Source organism: Cytobacillus sp. Hm23, from assembly GCF_051842895.1.
Taxonomy (GTDB): domain Bacteria; phylum Bacillota; class Bacilli; order Bacillales; family SM2101; genus Nanhaiella.
Genome location: NZ_JBPXRQ010000004.1, coordinates 24,791 through 45,173 on the forward strand (window position 1 = coordinate 24,791; position 20,383 = coordinate 45,173).

General features: G+C 33.3%; 19 protein-coding genes, 2 pseudogenes and 1 riboswitch. Of the genes and pseudogenes, 8 read left to right on the forward strand and 13 right to left on the reverse strand.

Going from position 1 to position 20,383, the window contains the following annotated elements; all coding sequences use genetic code 11:
• Positions 1-7 precede the first annotated feature (7 nt).
• The gene (gene liaF / locus ACSVDA_RS03670) at positions 8-820 is read right to left on the reverse strand and encodes a cell wall-active antibiotics response protein LiaF (RefSeq protein ID WP_485880939.1); all 813 of its coding nucleotides are present in this window, start codon (positions 818-820) and stop codon (positions 8-10) included.
• A gap of 342 nt (positions 821-1,162) precedes the next feature.
• On the opposite strand from liaF, the pseudogene ACSVDA_RS03675 reads away from it, so the two are divergent.
• Positions 1,163-1,338 (forward strand): annotated as a pseudogene (locus ACSVDA_RS03675) (IS1595 family transposase); the annotation flags it as partial.
• A 114-nt stretch (positions 1,339-1,452) separates the two neighbouring features.
• On the opposite strand, the gene ACSVDA_RS03680 reads toward ACSVDA_RS03675, so the two are convergent.
• Positions 1,453-1,848: a VOC family protein gene (locus ACSVDA_RS03680; protein WP_485880941.1), complete on the reverse strand. Its 396-nt coding sequence runs from the start codon at positions 1,846-1,848 to the stop codon at positions 1,453-1,455.
• A 580-nt stretch (positions 1,849-2,428) separates the two neighbouring features.
• Here ACSVDA_RS03680 and ACSVDA_RS03685 point away from each other — a divergent pair.
• The 3 genes and pseudogenes from ACSVDA_RS03685 to fdhF all read left to right on the forward strand — a co-directional run bounded on the left by ACSVDA_RS03685 (position 2,429) and on the right by fdhF (position 5,230).
• On the forward strand, positions 2,429-2,530 hold the full coding sequence (locus tag ACSVDA_RS03685; protein ID WP_214481350.1) for a YjcZ family sporulation protein: 102 nt from the start codon (positions 2,429-2,431) through the stop codon (positions 2,528-2,530).
• Between the two features lie 639 nt (positions 2,531-3,169).
• Positions 3,170-3,331, forward strand: a pseudogene (locus tag ACSVDA_RS03690) (hypothetical protein); the annotation flags it as partial.
• A gap of 3 nt (positions 3,332-3,334) precedes the next feature.
• Complete coding sequence (gene fdhF, locus ACSVDA_RS03695; RefSeq protein ID WP_485881195.1) at positions 3,335-5,230, forward strand: formate dehydrogenase subunit alpha; 1,896 nt, start codon at positions 3,335-3,337, stop codon at positions 5,228-5,230.
• Positions 5,231-5,460: 230 nt separating this feature from the next.
• On the opposite strand, the gene ACSVDA_RS03700 is transcribed toward fdhF, so the two are convergent.
• A complete protein-coding gene (locus ACSVDA_RS03700) occupies positions 5,461-6,966 on the reverse strand; it encodes a vWA domain-containing protein (protein ID WP_485880942.1) in 1,506 nt (501 codons plus the stop codon).
• 168 nt (positions 6,967-7,134) lie between these two features.
• Between ACSVDA_RS03700 and ACSVDA_RS03705 the strand changes: the two genes are divergently transcribed.
• Entirely contained in the window at positions 7,135-7,524 is a 390-nt protein-coding gene (locus ACSVDA_RS03705; protein WP_485880944.1) for a DUF2500 domain-containing protein, read from the forward strand.
• A 221-nt stretch (positions 7,525-7,745) separates the two neighbouring features.
• On the opposite strand, the gene ACSVDA_RS03710 is transcribed toward ACSVDA_RS03705, so the two are convergent.
• Positions 7,746-7,949, reverse strand: coding sequence for a cold shock domain-containing protein (locus tag ACSVDA_RS03710; protein ID WP_485880945.1), 204 nt, complete (start codon positions 7,947-7,949; stop codon positions 7,746-7,748).
• 567 nt (positions 7,950-8,516) lie between these two features.
• Here ACSVDA_RS03710 and ACSVDA_RS03715 point away from each other — a divergent pair.
• Entirely contained in the window at positions 8,517-9,107 is a 591-nt protein-coding gene (locus ACSVDA_RS03715) for a GNAT family N-acetyltransferase (protein ID WP_485880947.1), read from the forward strand.
• 74 nt (positions 9,108-9,181) lie between these two features.
• Here the strand turns inward: ACSVDA_RS03715 and ACSVDA_RS03720 are convergent, their stop codons facing one another.
• The 4 genes from ACSVDA_RS03720 to ACSVDA_RS03735 all read right to left on the reverse strand — a co-directional run bounded on the left by ACSVDA_RS03720 (position 9,182) and on the right by ACSVDA_RS03735 (position 11,046).
• The gene (locus tag ACSVDA_RS03720; RefSeq protein WP_485880948.1) at positions 9,182-9,991 is read right to left on the reverse strand and encodes a C39 family peptidase; all 810 of its coding nucleotides are present in this window, start codon (positions 9,989-9,991) and stop codon (positions 9,182-9,184) included.
• Positions 9,992-10,515: 524 nt separating this feature from the next.
• Positions 10,516-10,656: a hypothetical protein gene (locus ACSVDA_RS03725; RefSeq protein ID WP_485880950.1), complete on the reverse strand. Its 141-nt coding sequence runs from the start codon at positions 10,654-10,656 to the stop codon at positions 10,516-10,518.
• A gap of 32 nt (positions 10,657-10,688) precedes the next feature.
• A complete protein-coding gene (locus tag ACSVDA_RS03730; protein WP_485880952.1) occupies positions 10,689-10,910 on the reverse strand; it encodes a hypothetical protein in 222 nt (73 codons plus the stop codon).
• Entirely contained in the window at positions 10,885-11,046 is a 162-nt protein-coding gene (locus ACSVDA_RS03735) for a hypothetical protein (RefSeq protein ID WP_485880954.1), read from the reverse strand. Before ACSVDA_RS03735 ends, ACSVDA_RS03730 begins: the two co-directional genes overlap by 26 nt.
• Before the next feature lie 498 nt (positions 11,047-11,544).
• Here ACSVDA_RS03735 and ACSVDA_RS03740 point away from each other — a divergent pair, with 498 nt between their 5' ends.
• Complete coding sequence (locus tag ACSVDA_RS03740) at positions 11,545-12,546, forward strand: hypothetical protein (protein ID WP_485880956.1); 1,002 nt, start codon at positions 11,545-11,547, stop codon at positions 12,544-12,546.
• Between the two features lie 438 nt (positions 12,547-12,984).
• On the opposite strand, the gene ACSVDA_RS03745 is transcribed toward ACSVDA_RS03740, so the two are convergent.
• The 5 genes from ACSVDA_RS03745 to ACSVDA_RS03765 all read right to left on the reverse strand — a co-directional run bounded on the left by ACSVDA_RS03745 (position 12,985) and on the right by ACSVDA_RS03765 (position 18,250).
• A complete protein-coding gene (locus ACSVDA_RS03745; RefSeq protein ID WP_485880957.1) occupies positions 12,985-14,028 on the reverse strand; it encodes a ribonucleotide-diphosphate reductase subunit beta in 1,044 nt (347 codons plus the stop codon).
• A 15-nt stretch (positions 14,029-14,043) separates the two neighbouring features.
• The gene (locus ACSVDA_RS03750) at positions 14,044-16,305 is read right to left on the reverse strand and encodes a ribonucleoside-diphosphate reductase subunit alpha (RefSeq protein WP_485880958.1); all 2,262 of its coding nucleotides are present in this window, start codon (positions 16,303-16,305) and stop codon (positions 14,044-14,046) included.
• 289 nt (positions 16,306-16,594) lie between these two features.
• Positions 16,595-16,807, reverse strand: a riboswitch (cobalamin riboswitch).
• 285 nt (positions 16,808-17,092) lie between these two features.
• Entirely contained in the window at positions 17,093-17,500 is a 408-nt protein-coding gene (locus tag ACSVDA_RS03755; RefSeq protein WP_485880960.1) for a hypothetical protein, read from the reverse strand.
• A 222-nt stretch (positions 17,501-17,722) separates the two neighbouring features.
• Positions 17,723-18,064 carry a cupin domain-containing protein gene (locus tag ACSVDA_RS03760; RefSeq protein WP_485880962.1) on the reverse strand — a complete coding sequence of 114 codons (342 nt, stop codon included), beginning with the start codon at positions 18,062-18,064 and terminating at the stop codon, positions 17,723-17,725.
• 36 nt (positions 18,065-18,100) lie between these two features.
• Positions 18,101-18,250, reverse strand: a complete 150-nt coding sequence (locus ACSVDA_RS03765) for a hypothetical protein (RefSeq protein ID WP_485880964.1) — start codon at positions 18,248-18,250, stop codon at positions 18,101-18,103.
• Between the two features lie 998 nt (positions 18,251-19,248).
• Here ACSVDA_RS03765 and ACSVDA_RS03770 point away from each other — a divergent pair.
• Positions 19,249-19,593 carry a Clp protease ClpB gene (locus ACSVDA_RS03770; protein WP_485880966.1) on the forward strand — a complete coding sequence of 115 codons (345 nt, stop codon included), beginning with the start codon at positions 19,249-19,251 and terminating at the stop codon, positions 19,591-19,593.
• Positions 19,594-20,383: the final 790 nt, after the last annotated feature.

Below are 20,383 nucleotides of genomic sequence, written 5' to 3' on the forward strand. Positions count from 1 at the left end.
TTTCCCCCTACACTCGATCGACTCTAATTGAACCTGCTTTTAATGAAAGATGGATTGTTAGCTTTCTAGAAGCAGATGAATAGTTGTCAGACTCGAAGCTTATAGTATTGTGGACTCCATCCTTTCTTAGTTCAAAGACTTTTACTTCTCCCATGTTTACTGTCGTGTCGATCTTACAAGCAATATCTTCTGGAATAAGCATTTTAATATCCCCAACTAATCCTTGAATAACTATTTCAGTTTCTTTATCAGGGATATAGGCTCTGCTAAAATCAAAATAGTAGTCACCAATCATATTCTTAATATTAATTGGTTTAACAGCCCAATTTTCGTCATCGAATTTCATTGTGCCTATAGAAAAATTTTTCAAGATAACCCCCTTTGAATCGTTAGGTATATCATCGTCTTCATCATAGAATTCACTGACCTTTTTCAACACTTTTTCCTTCCTTTTACTATCCTTCTCGACTTTTATAACTGTAATTTTCCTGTTGCGGAACATTTCCAACCCGAGAAAAATGAAGAAAAGTGGCCACAATTTATATACATCCCAAAATCCAAATTCAATCATATAAAATCTATCAAGTATAAGTAATGACCCAAAAATTATAAAAAAGACTCCTTTAAACCATCCTGTTCTTCCCTTAGTAATTGCCCATTCTACCACCCATTTTAAGCCGATGATGACGAATAAAAACGGATATGAAAAGTGAAAAACATCTCTTACATTTAATGTAATAACATTAATATTCATCAATAATAGTACGATCCCAATTCCAACTAATAAAAATCCCCAAATAAATTGACTAAGTGTTTTCATAATAAACCCTCCAGAAAAGAACCTCGCTTGTGTTCTCCCCATAAATAATTTGACTTTAATACTGAATGTTCCTTCTTATCCACCCAATTTTATAAATATACTTTAAAAGGATAGTGAACATTGTTGCTTTGAATAATGATTACCTATTAGATCGAAACACGACTAGCAATCTGTCAAATATTTTAATATTATACCATTATTATAAACATACCTCGTACGTAAGAAAACATGCTACGGCACGGAGGGTTCTCAGTCTGTAGACCTATTGTTTGTCTTATCCAAAGGCTCAATGAATTGTTGTTTATTGCTTTAAGGAAGCACGAAACGGTAAATTACAAATAGAAAGACAAGAAAAAGAGCATGTCAAACCTCAAAACCACTGTTGTATTCGGACAAAATAGCAAGGGCAATATGATTGCTCGTAAAGCAGGAACAGGGCTTGTTAATGCGGAGAAATTGATTCTACAATAGGTGATTTATTACACATAACAGTAAATGAAAGCTTAAAGCAACGTGTTTTTAACTAGATAACCGAATAGACAAATGCACGTGTCAAAAGTCTAATTTAACAGCTGTTGAGATGTTAAGGAATGCATAATATAAGATCTCTAAATATATAGGTTAAATAGAGATCAAGGAGCTACTAATTCGACCTTAATTCTGTCTGGGTCTTCAAAAAATACTGCGTAATACTTTTCCCCTCCTGCGAAGGGATGTTTATCAGTATAAAGAATTTTTACACCCTTTTCTTTTAACTTTCTTGTCATATCATCAACCTGTTGTCGTGAACTTGCGTGGAAAGCCAAATGATTTAAACCTACTCTGCATCTATGATAAGGTATGTCCATAAATCTTTCATCAGTTTGAACGAATACAATGTATGTGTCTCCAATTTTCCAACTTTGACCATTTTCCCACTTCTGAAAAGGTTCATAGCCTAATTCTTCTAATACCCAACTCCAAAAGGCAATTGAAGTCTTCAAATCAGTAACATTTATTTCAATATGATGTATAAGTCCTTGTGACAATTGATACCCTCCTTTTTTCTACTTTTTCACACAATTATTTATTTTATCAGATAATTCCAGACTTACAATTATTTATACTAAATAATAATCTTTAGGAAACAGCCTTTTTCATTTAACAATGAGCTCAATTGCAAAATTTTTTTGTTGTTGACCTAACTGATTCTCAATTGCAAAGAAGAATAACAAAAGAACACTACAAAAAGAGTGCATCCAAATCAAATTGATTAAACAAGTCAACACCCTCGCCAAACACAAACTTTAAGTAGCGCGCTGTCCTTCACTCTTTTATCACGTTGTTTTTGCCATATAAGTTTATATTTTGTTTTGGATTAACCCATGCCATTGTAGTTCGCGATACCATTCCACCTTTGTATCATGAGCAACACCTAAAAATAAATCCTCAATCTAGCTGTTAAATTTCAGTTAATTTTGCGACAAATAATAAGAAAAAATCCTTGTAAATTATGAAAAATTTCTCCATAAAATAGTTGAATGACCCAAGCAATATTACCTAGGTTGCATATGTTATTTTTAACGAGGCAATTAGGCCTCATTAATTATCCTATAAGGAGGGTTATAAGTGGCAGAATATGGCGGTGGCGGTATATTTGCATTAGTAGTCGTGTTGTTCATTTTATTAATCATAATTGGTTGTGCTTGTGTAGGCCGTTTTGGTTATTAATTTGCACGCTGAGATTTCTCACCACAATTGATTTAAAGCTTAAAAAACACCTCTTGGTCACCAATTAATGGGACCAAGAGTTTTTTTATACGGAGCTTTCACATTGATTGCTGAAATTCTTTCAAAGATATAAGAATTTGTACTTCACATTTAGTGATCGTAGCATCTTTTCTCTTTATTGCAAATATTGAGATATAATAAAACTTAATCATACTGCTCCACTTTTATGTAAGGTTGTTTTCGTATTCAGAAATAAATACGTGCTTAACTAGACTTCGTGGCATCTTTTCTTCTGTAAAACGATGACTAACAATATAAAACCACATTTTTGGAACTAATTTAATTTAAATAGCAACAAAGTTACGAGACGAGTGTTTTATACAAGCTGATTTCACAATAGCTTTTCACATCTTATTGAAACACGTGCACAATTGTAGTATCGTGGCATTTGTTCTTCACTTCACAATCATAATTCAAAAAATAATAACAAAGGATCACCAGAGTAATTATGATGAAATTTTCTATGTTTTCACTAGAAAATTTACACAAACATAAATGAGGATTTGCTAAAATAATAGTAAGCTTATCATCTTTGTTAAACAACTTGATCTTTATTAGATTGTAAAGGAGGATAAGAGTATGGAAGAGTCTAAAAAGGTTAAAACAATTTGCGGCTATTGTGGCACAGGTTGTGGACTTGTTTTAGAAGTAAACGATAATAAAATTACTAGAATACGTGGTGATAAAGAAGCTCCTGTGAACAAAGGACAAACTTGTATTAAAGGAGCTTTTGCATATAACTATGTGCATTCACCATCAAGATTAACATCCCCTCTCATTCGTAAAGCGGGAAAACTAGTACCAACTAGCTGGGAAGACGCTTTATCTTTCATTGCAAACAAATTATCGTACATTAAAAACAATTGGGGTACAGATGCAATAACAATGTTTGCATGTTCTCGTTCTACAAACGAAACAAACTATATTACTCAAAAATTTATGAGAGCCGCAATTGGAAATAATCATATTGATGGGTGTAACCGTACTTGACATGCTCCTAGCGTCGCCGGTCTGGCGACTATACTTGGAAGCGGTTTCCCTACCAATAGATTAGAAGATTTCGATAAGGCAGATGTACTTTTATTAATGGGATCGAATACAACCGAGGCCCACCCAATTATTGCTAACCGCATGAAAAGGGCTGTTAAAAAAGGGCTGAAGATCATTGTAATTGACCCTCGGGAAATAGACATGGTTAAATTTGCTGATGAACATTTACAAATTAATGTTGGTTCTGACATCGCTCTAATGAACGCTTTCATACATGTTATATTGAAAGAAAAGCTCTATGATTCAGAGTTTATATCGCGTGTTACTCATGGTATTAATGACCTTCAACAGCAGGTAGCAAAATATACTCCTGAATTTGCTGCAGCTATCACTGGTTTGCAGCCAGAACAAATTGTTAACGTCGCTAGACAGTATGCCAATGCACCAAATGCAATGATTGCATACACACTTGGCATTACTGAACATCATAGTGGTGTCAATAATGTTTTCGACATAGCAAACTTAGCTTTATTAACTGGTCATATCGGTAAGGAAGGCAATGGCATTATGCCACTAAGGGGACAAAATAACGTTCAAGGTGCAGGCGACATGGGATGCCTACCTAATCAACTACCTGGCGGTTTCAAAGTGAGTAGTCAGGTGCATAGAGAAATCTTTGAAAAAGAGTGGCAAGTGTCAATAAACCCCCATGCTGGAGATACTCAAACGAGAACTTTCGAAAAGATGGAAAGTGGCGAAGTAAAGGCATTATACGTAATCGGAGAAAACCCTCTCATGGCGGATGTCCATATGTCACATACGAAAGAACTTTTGGAAAAGCTTGATCTATTAATTGTGCAAGATATATTTCTTACTGAGACAGCTGAGTTAGCTCACGTTGTCTTACCAGCTCGTTCTTGGAGCGAGGTAGAGGGTACGTTTACAAATACAGATCGCAGAGTTCAGCGTGTAAGGAAAGCGATAGAACCAAACCCTAATACAAGAGAAGATTGGGATATTTTATGTGACCTATCTACGAGATTGGGCTATCCTATGAAGTATCAGTCTAGTGAAGAAATTTGGAATGAAGTTCGTAATCTAGCTCAAGAAATGTACGGTGGAATGCCGTATGAACGACTTGACCGCGAAAATGGGCTTCACTACCCTTGCCCAACAGAGGATCACCCTGGTACATTATATTTACACGATCGGTTTCATACTACTGAATTTACTAGCGAAAAAACATCATTTGTTCCTGTCTCATATACAGCACCATTAGAATTACCAGATGAGGAATACCCATTTACCCTTACGACTGGAAGAAGGTATGAATCGTATAACACACATACGCAAACCAAATTCTACGCTGATGGAGTTAAAATAAAGCAAACAGAAGAGACAATTGATATGCACCCTGACGATGCGGTAAAAATTGGCGTGGATGATGGGGAACTTGTCAAAGTAAGCTCACGTAGAGGAAGTGTCAAAGTGAAAACGAAGATTACAAAAAAAATGGTCCCTGGGCTTGTCTTTATGAGCTTTCATTGGTCTGAAGTTCCGACAAATATGTTGACACTTAACGAATATGATCCCATCTCTGGGACTGCAGAATTTAAATCATGTGCGATCAAGATTGAGAAAATAACTTAACATGTCCTATCTTGACATCAATACAACGTTTAATTTTGAAATGGCTTTGCTACTACACTCTTCGGCTAAAAAAGCTGCTATCAAAATAAGTTTTGATAGCAGCTTTATAAATTTGAGCAATAGAAGTATGCTCGATTTAATGATCAAGTAAAATAGATCCTTGAAAATATGTTGGTCAACCTCTCCTCCTTAACACCGTGAAAAGCTTTGGGCTCGAATTGAACGATACATCATTTTTCTCCAGCTTCGATCCCTATTGCATCCTTTACCATATGAACAAATTCAAACTCCTTCTCAGTATTAGCATTTCGTTCTGCTACTTCCAGAACATGATTAAATGTCCCTTCCTTTGCCCAATAGCTACCTCGTAATATCTCTGCAAATTCTGCAACTGCAGCAATAAAGTTAAAATCTGTTCCAGCATCTCCTGTTATAGATAAAGGTTTAGTGATTTCATTTATTTCGTTAAGTTCCACATCAGTAAACCTAAGGTGAACGTCTCCAATATTATTTGGATTTTCCGTTTTCAATTTCAGTTCATATAGTGCTGTAACAGTATGACCTGCACCTATCTCACCACCATCAACTGTATCATTCCGAAAGTCTTCATCATCCACATCCCGATTTTCATAGCCTATTAACCTGTATCGATCCACTGTCTCGGGGTTAAATTCCACCTGAACCTTCATATCTTTTGCAATTGTATATATAGTACCCGTTAACTCTTCCATAAAGATGCGACGAGCTTCTGAAAACGTATCAATATATGCATAGTTTCCGTCACCTCGATCAGCAAGCTGCTCCATTAACACATCATTATAATTTCCCATACCGAACCCAAACGTACTCAATGTAATGTCTTTCTTGGCATATGATTTAATTTGTTCTAATATGCCATCCGCACTTGTCTCACCTACATTTGCTACCCCATCTGAACAAAGGATAACACGATTAACTGCACCGGGATGAAAGTTTTCTCTTGCCATTTCATAAGCCATTTTTAATCCATCCTCAACATTAGTCGACCCTTCTGGCCCAAGTTCATTTATAGCTCGTTCAATATCCGTTATGTTATCTAGGGAGCTCGGTCGTAACACAACTCGTGCATGTGATCCATAAGTTACAATACTTACTTTATCTTCGGGCTTTAACTGACTTAATAGCAAGTGCAAACTTTTTTTAACAAGCTCTAATCTGCCTTCTTGTTCCATAGACCCAGATACATCAATAACGAATGTTAAGTGTGCTGGTTTTCTATCATCGACATTGATTTCTCTTCCTTTAATATCAACCCTCATCAGTTTATAACCTTCACCAAACGGTGAATTTGAACCATCGACACGGATTGAAAATGTTTCGTTTTCTGGTGGAGTAATATTTGAATCGAAATAATTAACAAATTCCTCAACTCTTACAGCATCATTAGGTGGCATCGTTCCTCTTGATAAATAATTCCTTACTACACTATAAGACCCTGTATCTACATCAATAGCAAAAGTAGAAAGTGAATCATCTTCAGTTGAAACGAACGGATTTGTACCATAATGTTCAAAATACATATCATCATAAGTAGCACCATTTGGAAGAGAAGTTTCTTTACTATCTGGAGCAGCTTGGTCATATGAAAAACTTGATTCAGTAGTAGTTTCTTTATTTTCAGCTGCTCCTGAATCTTCCTTCCCTCCACATGAAGTAAGTATCAACATACATACAAAAAGAACAAGTATTTTTCTCATCATTTTGACCCCCTCATCCAATTAGACGAATGACTGGAATTATTTGTTACAGAGTTTGATACTACAAATGTACTTTTTTGGTAACTAATTCTAAAGATTTTGTTATAATGTGATGTGCATCATTTTTTTCATTCTTACTTGAATTGTCGTCGAAAGGAGGGGAGATAAATGCCATTCAACAATGGATTTGAACAAGGTTTTGAGTTGTTCCAAATCATACCTTATATAGTCATATTTGGATTTATAATAGTCTTTGGATTTATTATTTTTGCTGCAATAACGGGTGTAAAACAATGGAATCATAATAATAATCAACCAGTCTTAACTGTTAATGCCGTTGTTGTGACAAAGAGAATGAATGTTAGAAGACGCTCTAGTAGCTATAATGACCATCCTACTACTAGCTCTAGTACAAATTATTATGCTACCTTTGAAGTTGAAAGTGGTGATCGCATTGAGCTACAAGTTAGCGGCAAAGAATATGGTATGCTCGTCGAAGGCGATCAAGGAAAATTGACATTTCAGGGGAGTAGATATAAAGGATTTACACGCTCTTAGCTGAAACTTTTGCAAAATCGTCACTTAATATTCCATCAACATGTATTGATATCATCTATCGTATGTTTTTTCAAATAGATTATTTTGTATTGATCGAAGTCATAAACATAGGGCATCTTCTCTTTTAAAATGTGGAAACTTGCGTTATTAAACAAACCTGCAAATAAAAAAACCCGATGTGTAGATTACACATCGGGTTTAGTTTATTTATTGTGTTCCTATTACAGCTTTACAACGTTTTCAGCTTGAGGGCCACGGTTACCTTCAACGATATCAAATTGAACTTCTTGTCCCTCTTCTAAAGTTTTAAAGCCTTCACCAGTAATTGCACTAAAATGTACAAATACATCGTTGCCATCATTAGCTTCAATAAATCCAAAGCCTTTCTCAGCATTAAACCATTTTACTTTACCGTTTGTTTGCATAAAAATACCTCCAAAATTTAATAATATGCTTCATTATCACTTCTATACAAAATAAAAAATTCACATATTATAAAAAGCACCAATGTTGAAGTGATAACTCTTTATAATACATGAATTATTTACTCCATTAACTATATTTATACATAATTTGACCTAAATTTCTTTCATAAGATTACTAGCACAAATTAACATTCGTTCATCTAAAACAATGAAAGCCCTACCTCTCTTTCATCCTTGTGACTCCGATGATCACGCCAGTGAATTAGAAAAATTCAAATATAGACTGGCATTATATAAAACTTGATAACAAACGTTCGATGCTAAGCAATTATAACATATTCACGCTAATTATCAATATGTTTTTGATATTTATTGGAAAAAATATATTTCACTTTAGTTATTAAGTTGAATTTAATACCTTTCAACTGGTCATAATATACTGAGTTGTTTACCATAATAGTCAATTCTTATTAGTAGTTGTATAAATTGATGAGTAGTGCTATTCTTAACCCTTATCTATTTTAGTTTTTCAGAATTGTACTTAATAAAGTAAGGAGACATTATGTTATGAATTGGTATGAAAAATTAAACCAATACTTTCCTATCGAAGAAATGAAGTCTAAGGAGCATATGGAAGCTCTATTAAAAGAAAAGAGTAAAATTTATTTCAAGGACGAAGGGCTTCATCACGTCTTGATGTACGTCGAAACAGAAGAGTTCATTATGATCGATTATTTATTTGTATCAAAAAATGCGCGAGGTCAAGGGCTAGGACATAAGCTTATTGACAAAATGAAACAGCAAAAAAAGCCAATATTACTTGAAGTTGAACCCCTTGATTATGAAGATACAGATACAGAAAAGCGCTTTCGATTTTATAAACGGGAAGGCTTTACACATGCAAAAAATATTACTTATCGTCGTCGGTCATTAGCAACTGATAAAGTAAATGAGATGGAAATTTTATATTGGACGCCTCATAACGAAACAGAAAAAGACGTTGAACAAACGATATTCCGCAGCATGAAAAAAACGTATGAGCACATTCATACATATAAAGACGAAAAGTTTTATGGCCAATCATATCAACCAGTTGAAGAGGTTCTAACCTTTCAACATGATGATAATGATTCAAATAACTCTCACCCAGATTTATAGTTACTCTGTTCTAGGCAATCCTAGTCAAAAGGTTCTCGTAAGACATTGATTAAGTTGATTTATATCAAATTCACTTAATAAAAACTATGGTGAGCAACAGGATTTAATTTAAGAGATAGCGTAATGGCTTGACTTCCTAGTTGCTTCCATCCACTAAAAAACTCTTCACGATTTAGTTTCCTATTTTTTTCCTCAACAAGAGGGTCATTTACATAAACATACTTATTGTCGAAACCAGTCAATAGCACTGAATGTTCCTTTTTAGTTATTTTTATCGATCCTGAAGCTGTTTCCCACGTTTCCCAATATTTTTTTGGTACAACATTATAAGTACTTGTAGTGATTACCCATACAGGTACTCCTTTTTTTATATAATCTTCAATTAATTCAAACGGTTTTCCAGTTAAATTAATAATTTGCCCAGGCATGTAGTGATTTGCAAGACTCTCAATTGGTTTATTGAACACAGCATAGCCATCATTATCATATGAATACATATCGCCAACAAACCCATCATTAGGGTCTCCGTACAATCCTTGATTATAATAAGGTACTTTCGGAATTTTTTCTGCTAGTTCCATTTTATCTATTTGAAGTCCTGCATATGAAAGTAGCATCGCAAGACTAGTAACTTCACAACCTCTTGGAAGTTCAGGTAACTGTTGAAGTAGCGGTGCTTCAATGACCATCTTCGATAGTGACTGTAAATCATTTGACTTGTATAACGCTCCATTACTATTTTCTGACAAATTACTTCGATGTGTTTTTGCTAATTCATTTGATAATAATTGGTTAGGTTGTTTTATACAACCAGCACTTAACATTACTATAATGAATAAACAAATAAGAGTATTTATTTTTTTATAGATAAATACACCTCCCAAAATGAACTTCTAACTTTCTGTAGAAATCATTTAAGCTTTTGTTCATAGATGTTTTCGCATTGATTGTTCCTTTTCGAACTAAGAACTAAACACGAAAAAAACTAACGTTAGGGGGTATCTTTTCTTGGATTATAGACTATAAAAATTATAGAATACTACTAGAATGTAAGAGAAAATAAAGCCTATTAAATTAAGAAAAAAACACGTATACAAAAATGTTTTTCTCATCTTTTCTTTTGTAAATTTATGATAACTATATAAAAATTCACACCTTGCAGTTCGATTTTGCTGATAGCAACCCCGTTTACACATTAGAGCCTAGCTCAAAAGAAAAAGATTATTAAGCACATTTCTTTCTAATTCTCTATTAATATTACTATGCTTTGAATTTGTTTTAACAACTTTTAAAGCACTGTTTTATTATCATTTTTATGTCCCTTATAATCAATTTATGAGAAAGACTGAAGTCACATATTTGAACTAAATCAATAGTTTTATCAAATCATTAGGTAATAATAGAATTTCTATTCCAATAATCCGAACTTCTTTAGTTTATTATATCTATCAACGACAAGAATTCCTTTCCAATAATTTCGTGCAGTTTCGAATTGTTCTTCATAACTCTCCCAACTCCATGATAAATCCCATATACCTTCATCAGACATTTGTTTAACATAAAAATCTAGATTTTGTTCAACTAATGACCAAACCTATCACAAAGAGGATCTTTTGGACTAGCAATAAAATCTAAGGGAAGAGCTTTATAACCTTCATTCCAGGCAGATACATTCTTATCGACACATTGCTCGGCCAGCACCATGATTTTTTCATTAACGTTGTGTAATGTATATGAAAGTTTAGAATTAAATATAGCTTCATAAGGCTCTATTATTCTACATAATTGTTGTGTTAATTTCATGCCTACCCATTTCCTTTTGATCCATTAAATGATTTACTGCTTTTTGTATGGAGTTCCAGCCAATTTCAGCAGCTTCATCTATTTCAGAAGACCAATGAACAAGATAGGCAGCCAACTCTGAACTAGGGTTAAACATCCATTTGTTCTGAACGCCTACTTGCCAATGCCACCAAGGTGCATGTGGATAATCATTATTTCCAAGTAGTACAGAAGCTCACATCCCTGTTTCCAAATCATTTGTACTAATCAAATAATTAATCATTGATTTAACCATTGGTTCATTTATATCTGCCCCAACTTCTATAAGGGTTTGTCCTGCTGCCCATGTAGCCATTGGAGAGGAATTCGGCAACCAGAAGGTTGGACTAACATATATCCCGTGATTAAAATGTGTAGAAATCTATGTAAATGTACTTATTTCCACAACTTTTCATAACTGCTATTATACAAACTAGATTTAATACAGCATTGATTGATCTACAAAAAAGCTGACTATCGCCAGCTTAATCTATGCTAAGGAGATGGTATTCTTGTAGCTTCAAAAAAATCCTTGTAATATTGAAAAATATTTCTTGTAAAATATGATATTGTTAAGAATAGAGAAAACCTAATATTTAACATGGGGAGATGCCTAATGGACACAAAAGAATTAGTTCATCAATTCAGGGATGTTGGTGGAACTTTACTAACAGCTATTATAATTAGTTACACAGTTTTAGATCATGGTCTACTAGCTACTTTGCCTATTACATTACTTCTTGCATTTTGTTTATATTTTGTTGGATACAAGATATGGTGGATGCTATCCACCACTTTAATAGTGCATTATATAATAAGTGCTTCAAAAGCTACTGATATTAATATCTTCATTTTATTTAGCAACATTATAGAAATTTGCGCAGCCTACTTATTAGGAGTGTGTATTATAAAGTTTAATAAAAATTATCGAAAAATTAAGTATATTATTTCATTTCTTTTCAGCATTATCTTCGCAACCTTATCCATAATCGTGCACAGTTCAATTTATGGATCTCCTTTAGAGTATTTCACCGCTAAGAATAATGCTATGATCTACATTAACGAAACCTATAATGGTGATCTAGAAATTTCAGGTGTTCATTATAATTCAATTTTAAATGAACATATTGTTGATGTTATAAATAAAAAGGACAGAAGAGATGAAGGAAGACTTTATTATAAAAAATATAGTATTTTCGATGATTACCATTATCGAATCGAAAAGAGTCAAAGTGAATTGATAAATAAAATGTTCAAGGTAATGCTGAATAAAAATACAAATATTCCCATAGAAGAAATGAGCTCACATGTTACACTTCCTAAGAATAAGTACCTTACTAAGGATATATACTCTGGAGTTGAACCTATTGGAATTAGCCTTACCATAAAACCTCATGCTCCAGATGCTTACTTTGTTTCTAAAGAGGCTTTTAGCCAAGAAGCTTTTAACATTTTAAACACGTTTAAGAAACTAGGCTTTACATACGAAAGTATTGATATAGCATCTTTTTTAGCTGATGGTAATACATTCTATTCTATTTCCATTGAAGACCCTAATGAATTAAATAGCTTAGAAACTGTAATTGCCCAAACTAAAGAAATTGTTGGTAAAAAATAATAATTTCCTGTCCAATCGTCACTATCGTAGAACTTACACTTTTGTTTATTCTGTACATATATGACCAACATCTCGGTATTTTTTATACTTTAATGAGAAGCGGTAATGAATTTTTGATTCTGCTACTAATTATGCTTTGGGGGCATACGTACTCACAAGGATTTTAAGTCATTTAAGAAGCTAATAGTTCTCTAAACAAAAAGCATCTCTATTGATTGAGATGCTTTTTTTAACGTGTTCTAATTAAATAATCTTCAATATCCATATCCTTAATGTATGGTACTAGTACTTTACGATAGTATATCCTATTCAGTTATATTCCATTTTGAATGCCCCTCTAAAAGGTTGTGTGGGTAAGATGATTATTAAAAAAACACAAAGATTCCACTTACAGATACCCCTTAAGTTTCTAGAAACCATTTATGAAGCTTTCATTTATTACAAATCATCAAAACCATTCACATCGGATGCTTTTGTATATTGACGAGATTTTTGTTCAAAAAAGTCTGTTTTACCTAAATCGACTTCTTGGTAAGCGATAATCCATCGCAATGGATTTTTTATCGGTGCATGAGGAAAAACATTTCTACCATGCCCCAATTGATGACAACGTTTATTGGCCATATATTGAATGTATTGCTCCAATTCCTCAAATACAATTCCATCCATCTTATTACCTATTATTTCACGTCCCCATTCAATTTCTAATTCTGCTGCTTTCCGGAATGCACTAATTGCATACTGCTCCAGTTCTGGAGTGTTATACTCTGGATTTTCCTTCAAAACTTCTTTATATATTTTTTCAAATAAGCCTACATGAATTTGTTCATCTCTATTTATATAATTAATCATCGTTGATGTTGCAACCATTTTTTGATTTCGTGCTAAATTATAAAAGAAAGCAAAGCCACTATAGAAAAACAAGCCTTCTAAAATCACATCATAAATAATCGAGTGCAAAAAGTTGTCGATGGATGGTTGTTTAGTAAAATCTTTATATCCATTCGTGATAAAGTCATTACGTTTTCGTAATGTACTTTCTGTACGCCAATATTCGAACACTTCATCCTGAATTTTTTTTGGTACGATGCTTGATAAAACATAGGAATACGAGTGATTGTGAACGACCTCTTGCTGAGCCAGCATAATCATAAGTGCATTGACAGAAGAATCTGTAATATAGTCAGCAACCTTACTTGCATAGTCAGATTGAACGCTATCTAAAAGAGCTAATAATCCAATGATTTTCAAAAAAGCTTCCTGCTCAACTTGAGAGAGTTGAGGAAATTGTTTTATATCCTTGCCCATATTAATTTCAAACGGTGTCCAAAAGTTTGCTAACATTATTTTGTATTTTGGGTATGCCCAAGGAAAACGGACGTCATCCCAGTTTAATATATTTGAACTTGCCCCGTTGACAATACTTGTTGAACAGTTTGGTGCTTGTGTATCCATAAGCTCTCGTTTTGCAATTGTAATCATCAATATCCCCCTCTTCTAGCTATGACAGCTATCGCAATCTTCAATGTTTGCAGTCGATGTTGACCGTACATAATAGGTTGTTTTTAATTCATTTCGCCAAGCAAGTGTATGAAGCTCCAATAATTCTTTCGCCTTTATGTCATTCCGAACGTAAATATTAAATGAAATCGATTGGTCGATATGACGCTGTCGTTTCGCATTTTGCATAATACTCCACTTTTGGTCAATAGTATAAACCGACTTGTAATACCAATTTGTATGAGGTGTTAAATCTGGAGCAGTAACTGGTATTTTATAATTCTTTTTCTCTTCAGAGTATTCTTTTCTAAATATCGGATCAATACTTGCTGTAGACCCTGCAATAATTGAAGTTGATGAATTAGGTGCTACTGCAAGCAAATAGCCGTTACGAATACCGTACTTCTTAACATTTCCTTTTAACTCAATCCATTGCTTTGAATGATATCTTCTGTATTCGAAATATTCTCCTGATTCCCAATCTGATCCATAAAATGCAGGATAGGGTGTTTTTTCCTTCGCCAATTCCATGCTAGCTTGAATCGTTTCGTACGCAATTTGTTCATACAGTTCATCACAATAAGCGACAGCTTCTTCACTTTCCCACGCTATACCTTTTAATGCTAATAAATGGTGCCACCCAAATGTACCTAACCCAATCCCTCTATATTTTTCATTTGTTATTTCTGCTTGTAATACAGGAATTGCGTTTAAATCTATTACATTATCAAGCATACGAACTTGTATTTTTATTAATCGGTTAAGGACATCATCCTGAACTGCTTTAGCTAATGAGATTGATGATAGATTACAAACGACAAAATCCCCAGGCTCTTTCACAGTAATGATTTGTCCATCATCTACCTTTTGTTCAACAACAACTGTAGGACTCATATTTTGCATAATTTCTGTACACAAATTACTACAATATATCATTCCTTTATGTCTGTTTGGGTTTGCTCTATTTGCTGTATCTCGGTAGAACATATATGGTGTTCCTGTTTCTAACTGTGAAATCATAATAGCCTTGAAAATATCTATCGCCGTTACAGCTTCTTTTGAAAGTCTAGGATTGTTGACACATTCCCAATATTTATCTCGGAAAGACCCTTTGCCAAGCTCCTCATCAAAATAATCCTCTAATGAAAAACCCATTGTTTTTCTTACTTCGTGTGGGTCAAAAAGATACCATTCACCTCGTTTTTCAACAACCTCCATAAATACATCAGGTATACACACTCCGGTAAATAGATCATGTGTACGTAGCCTTTCATCTCCGTTGTTTAATCTCGTATCAAGAAACGACAATATATCCTTATGCCATACATCTAAATAAACTGAAATCGCTCCTTGCCTTTGACCAAGCTGGTCAACAGAGACCGCCGTATTATTTAACTGCTTCATCCAAGGTATAACCCCTGATGAAACACCTTTAAAACCCTTTATGTCACTACCTCTCGCTCTAATTTTTCCTAAATAAACACCTATCCCTCCACCATTTTTAGATAAATTCGCGATATCTGTATTTGAATCATATATTCCTTGCAAGCTATCATCAACTGTATCTATAAAACAACTTGATAACTGACCATAGCTTTTTCCAGCGTTAGCAAGTGTTGGTGTTGCAACCGTCATATACAAATTAGAAAGTGCCCAATACGATTCCTTAATAAGTGCTAATCTATTTTCCTTATTTTCGTTACTCATCAATGTCATTGCAATGATGAGAAATCGCTCTTGTGGTAGCTCAAATACTTCTCCTTGATGAGACTTCGCCAAATAGCGATCCGATAATGTTAATAAACCGATATATGTAAAATGTTGATCCCGCTCTGGTACGATAATGTCTGCTAATAAATCAATTTCTTCTCTTGAATATTGTGCCAGTAATTTCGGACTATAAATTCCCATCTCTGTCAGCTTTAATAGCAATTGATAAAAGGAACCATATTGGCAACCTGACTGCTTACCTCTATTTTTAGCCGCTTTTTGATAAAGCGAATCAAGGTATATATTTGCAGCAAAGAATGTCCAATCAGGCTCTAACGCTGTAATTCTTTCCAATGCTGATAATATTAACACGTTAGTTAGTTGGTCATTATGCCATTCATCTTTATTCTCAAATGCTAGCATCAATTTCTCTCGATATTCATCAAATGATAAATGAGGAAATCTATCAGCTATTTTTTGAACATAATCTAAAACCATTTCAGACGTACCATCAGCCAGCTGCTGATACTCAACTAATACCTTTTGCATTCTTTCCATCCCCTTTTAATAAAAATGCGTATGAATCTCGCTTGCCACCTACATGCAATGAAAACATTTCACAAGCTAGTTATATTGTGTGGTGATTCAATAGGTTAGAAGGCAGAGCTAGACCCTGTTCATCCTAAAATATAAAAAAGCTCATCCTTAGTAAGATGAGCGAACAGAACGATGGATATGTAAAAGAGAGAATTATCACCCTTTTAAGAAAAATCATTCAAAAAAAATGTTTGAATGATTTTTCTTCTCCTCGTCCTATTCTCCCAACTCCCGAAGAAAATAGCACTTCATAAAAAAGGCAGGTCTCCTGACTTGTGCTTCGCTTTACTTTAAGCCCTTCCCATGAAATCGTACTTCACAGTGGTTTCGCTTATTTCATCAGCACTTACAGTTGCGGGTACAGTTTTGGATTTTCACCAAATTCCCTATAAAGAGATGTTCCATATTTTCCGAACACCTATGTCGATTTTCCGACACCTTTTTTACTAGATAACAAAATATTGTATTATCAACTTAATTATACTACTAAATATTGAATTTCCATTTAAATTATAATAGGTTTTGACATTTCTTGCAATAAAAAATATATTGAACTACACGCCACTTAACATTTTTATGCGTTGTTTACCCTTTCTAAAAACTTTCCGTCAAATAGCTCTTAAACTGTCTTTTTTTCATTATTAATGGTGCGAATTCAATAAAAATAAAAAAGAGATTGATAATAGCCTTCAAGACCCCCCATTGTTTGTTTAATAAGCAAACTCAGAAGACTTTTTAATTAAATTGCCATCTCCATCATAAAAAGAAAACAACAATTTACACCCATTTCTGTGTTATCACCCATATTAAACAAGAACAAATTATTTTCTACTGAAGACTTTCTTGTAATCCTTTCTGATGGCAAATTGTTCGTCTTAGGTAAATCATAACTAACTCTTATTTCTTTTACATTTTTAGACATATTCACTATTCCATACAGATATTTCTCCCCAGTGTCTGAGTGTGTAAAGAAATAGTCTGTAAGAAATCCAGTAAGGTTAGCATCAGATAAACCAATTGATATTGAGTTTTCCTTGTTGATTTTGAAATGTCCTAATTGTTTTTTGTAAGTGTTTATGACAACGGATTCTCCTCCATCATTTTCGGTTTGAAGTGGGGGTCTTCTGACCGAAAAATGATAAAGCACAAAAAAAGGAAAAAGGCACGTTTCTTAAAGAAACGCGCATTCGGATTATAAGATCAGCGATTCATTTTTCTAGTTGACCCATTTTGGAAAAAGTAATATCTTTTAGGACGAGGTTTATATTAAATGTTTTATTTTAGGAGCAAAATTCTTCATCATGATGAAATAGAGTATTGAAGTTGCTTAAATTATGTTTAGAATACATCTCCAAATTGTTCAAACAATTTAATCTACCAAAAACCTATCACCTTTACTTGAAGGTTGAGATATCAAGATAAACTCAACTTCATTATTTGACTTGTTACACATTTGGTGAGGTAGCAAAGGAGGAACTTCAACTCCTTCTTGAGGATTTAAGGTTATCTCTTTACCATTTACTATAATGGTTGCTATTCCTGATAAGACAAAGAAAAATTGGTGTGCTTCTTTATGATAATGATTTGATTCAGACGTATTAGCTGGCATACGTTCATGAATAACACTTAAATTTTGATTTTTCACTAAGTGCCACCCGTCACTGTTATCCCCCCATATGTAATGTTCAGCATTGCTTTTGCTTATTTTCATTTCAATACCCCCATCAATAGTTTTTTTAAAACTACCTCACCAGTTGTTTAAAGAACTTTCGTTGCTATCGAATTTAATTAACTTACCAACTTTATATTCCTTTTCAATTCTTTCTCCTTCTTCTGTGTCTAAATAAAGTTTAAAAATTATGGAATTAAAAGCCTTTTTTATTTCTTCTTCATTCAACCCTTTTGAGTAAAAAACAAATTCACACCCATAATTTGCAAAGTGCTCACTATCCTTATTTCGACTATATCCTTTACCAAACCAATATCTATCTTGAAGGTTATCTATTTTGTTTGTGGTTTCCTTCCATATCCAACGCTCGGGGAATTCAAATTTTCGTGTAGTTGTTGTAGAGTGTTCGACTACAAAGTCAAATGTGAATTTACGAAAATCATTTTTTGTAGGATTGTCTAAACCATTTGTTCCTATGTTGGATTATTATGTATCTTCTATTTGTAATGATAGTTGAAGCTAGCAAAATACATAATAGTTTTTTATAATAATCTGCTATATGGCGCCATAGTATGAAGAGACTAATTTGGAAAGTTAATGTCCAATAAGTGATCTAAGAATTCCTCCACAATATGGCCATAAAAATAGAGGCTAACCTTTATTCCAGATTATCGTCAATTTGATAAGAACTTCCATTTTTTATTAAACTAATAAGTGTTAGTAGAAAAAGATATTTGTTATTAGAAAACTAAAACCTAATTCCACCATTCTTTTTACCTACATAAAAGAAAAGTGTTAATCCCACTAAAAATAAACAAAACGATAGTCCATCTAAACCAGCCCCTTTAATGAAGCTGTTAATTAATTCTACTAACAACCAACTATTAAACACTATTCAAGACATCAATATTCCTGACCATAAGTTATTTTTCATCATAATTACCCATCTACTAAACTGTCATAATGTTTAAGGGCTCACCTTCATATTTCCTTCCTAATTTTATCATAACTGGCAAACTTGTAGTTTTATAACATGCCACAAAATTAAAAATCTACTCGTACCTGCATTTCACATTTACTCCATATCGTGTAAGTTAATAGTAGATAACAAGTAGTGGAAATATAAAAACCATAAAAAAATAACACACTCTGAGTTATAAAAAACTTGTTGTTATATGATATTATAGATGAGGTATATTAAGATAGAGAGGGGTAGTAGTACATCTATGGAAAATAAAAAATACTTCTTATATCTGCTATATGTTTTAATCTTTTCTTCCTCAATAGTTTGGAGTGCTCACATAGTCTCTAATTCTACTCAAAAAGATACAGAAAAAGAAGAGTATGATGATTTATTGACTCAGTCTGAATTACTTGAATATCTACATATTTCTGAAGATGAACTAAATGAAATTATTAATGAAGACGATGGTTTAAAAGTTCAGTTATCTAGTTATGATACCTATCGATTTCTACCTTATCTTGAAATTGGTGATAAAAGAATGTACCTTATGAATGAAATAAACGAATGGTTGAAATATAAAAATGATCATGGCGTTTACCAACAGTAGAATCTCTACTGTTGGACTTTTGTAGTACTCACACTTCTATATACAAGCACCATGTTGTGGTAGATAAGCACAACAAATGGGAGTACCTAATAATAGTCACCGTGTTGCGGATTCAGATCCACTTACCATATTTATGGCCTACTACTGTAATAAAAAACTAAGATATCTTTTTTATGTAAAATAATCTACTGTTATGGTTTCGGGTCGATTGCTCTTAGATTGAATTTCTTTTTCAGGGAAGCTTCATTCGTGAAAGTCACTGTTAACTGAATACTATCTCCTTAATATCAATAAAGTTTTCTCGAATATCGAGATGTTATTGATTTCAATGTTATTAAGGTCGATAGTTTGGTCTAAATCATAATTTCTATCTTCTTCGTCTTCTCCAAATCAACAAGTATATCACTCGCAATAATCCCCTTAGTTAAGGTATCTTTTTAAAAAATCACATAACGTAAGGAAACTCTCTTTTTCTTCTTTATTACTTTTATTATAGTAAGGGTCTTGGTTGTTAGCATTAAACGACATACCAACACCTAAATCAGTAAAAACCTCGTATATATTCTTGGTTGAAAAATATTTCTTTACTGGATTCCTTATTTCATCATTTAAAAAACCTTCTCATCCAAATTGTCGTTACTGTAAGGTAGTGTGAAATTACAACCAAGATAATTAACTATACTCATTAGCTACAAAAACCCATTTATGTATTCTATCTATTTTTATTCATATTACCTCATCAATTAGACTTTCAAATAACAACGGCATATACAATTTTACCATCACTGTT

What these genes read in the sequence shown, in the direction of transcription:
- liaF (WP_485880939.1), bottom strand. Translation starts at nt 820, where the DNA reads ATGAAAACACTTAGTCAATTTATTTGGGGATTTTTATTAGTTGGAATT.
- ACSVDA_RS03730 (WP_485880952.1), bottom strand. Translation starts at nt 10,910, where the DNA reads ATGAAATTAACACAACAATTATGTAGAATAATAGAGCCTTATGAAGCT.
- ACSVDA_RS03770 (WP_485880966.1), top strand. Translation starts at nt 19,249, where the DNA reads ATGGAAAATAAAAAATACTTCTTATATCTGCTATATGTTTTAATCTTT.
- ACSVDA_RS03760 (WP_485880962.1), bottom strand. Translation starts at nt 18,064, where the DNA reads ATGAAAATAAGCAAAAGCAATGCTGAACATTACATATGGGGGGATAAC.
- ACSVDA_RS03705 (WP_485880944.1), top strand. Translation starts at nt 7,135, where the DNA reads ATGCCATTCAACAATGGATTTGAACAAGGTTTTGAGTTGTTCCAAATC.
- ACSVDA_RS03710 (WP_485880945.1), bottom strand. Translation starts at nt 7,949, where the DNA reads ATGCAAACAAACGGTAAAGTAAAATGGTTTAATGCTGAGAAAGGCTTT.
- ACSVDA_RS03745 (WP_485880957.1), bottom strand. Translation starts at nt 14,028, where the DNA reads ATGATTACAATTGCAAAACGAGAGCTTATGGATACACAAGCACCAAAC.
- ACSVDA_RS03700 (WP_485880942.1), bottom strand. Translation starts at nt 6,966, where the DNA reads ATGAGAAAAATACTTGTTCTTTTTGTATGTATGTTGATACTTACTTCA.
- ACSVDA_RS03750 (WP_485880958.1), bottom strand. Translation starts at nt 16,305, where the DNA reads ATGCAAAAGGTATTAGTTGAGTATCAGCAGCTGGCTGATGGTACGTCT.
- ACSVDA_RS03735 (WP_485880954.1), bottom strand. Translation starts at nt 11,046, where the DNA reads ATGTTTAACCCTAGTTCAGAGTTGGCTGCCTATCTTGTTCATTGGTCT.
- ACSVDA_RS03740 (WP_485880956.1), top strand. Translation starts at nt 11,545, where the DNA reads ATGGACACAAAAGAATTAGTTCATCAATTCAGGGATGTTGGTGGAACT.
- ACSVDA_RS03715 (WP_485880947.1), top strand. Translation starts at nt 8,517, where the DNA reads ATGAATTGGTATGAAAAATTAAACCAATACTTTCCTATCGAAGAAATG.
- ACSVDA_RS03725 (WP_485880950.1), bottom strand. Translation starts at nt 10,656, where the DNA reads ATGTCTGATGAAGGTATATGGGATTTATCATGGAGTTGGGAGAGTTAT.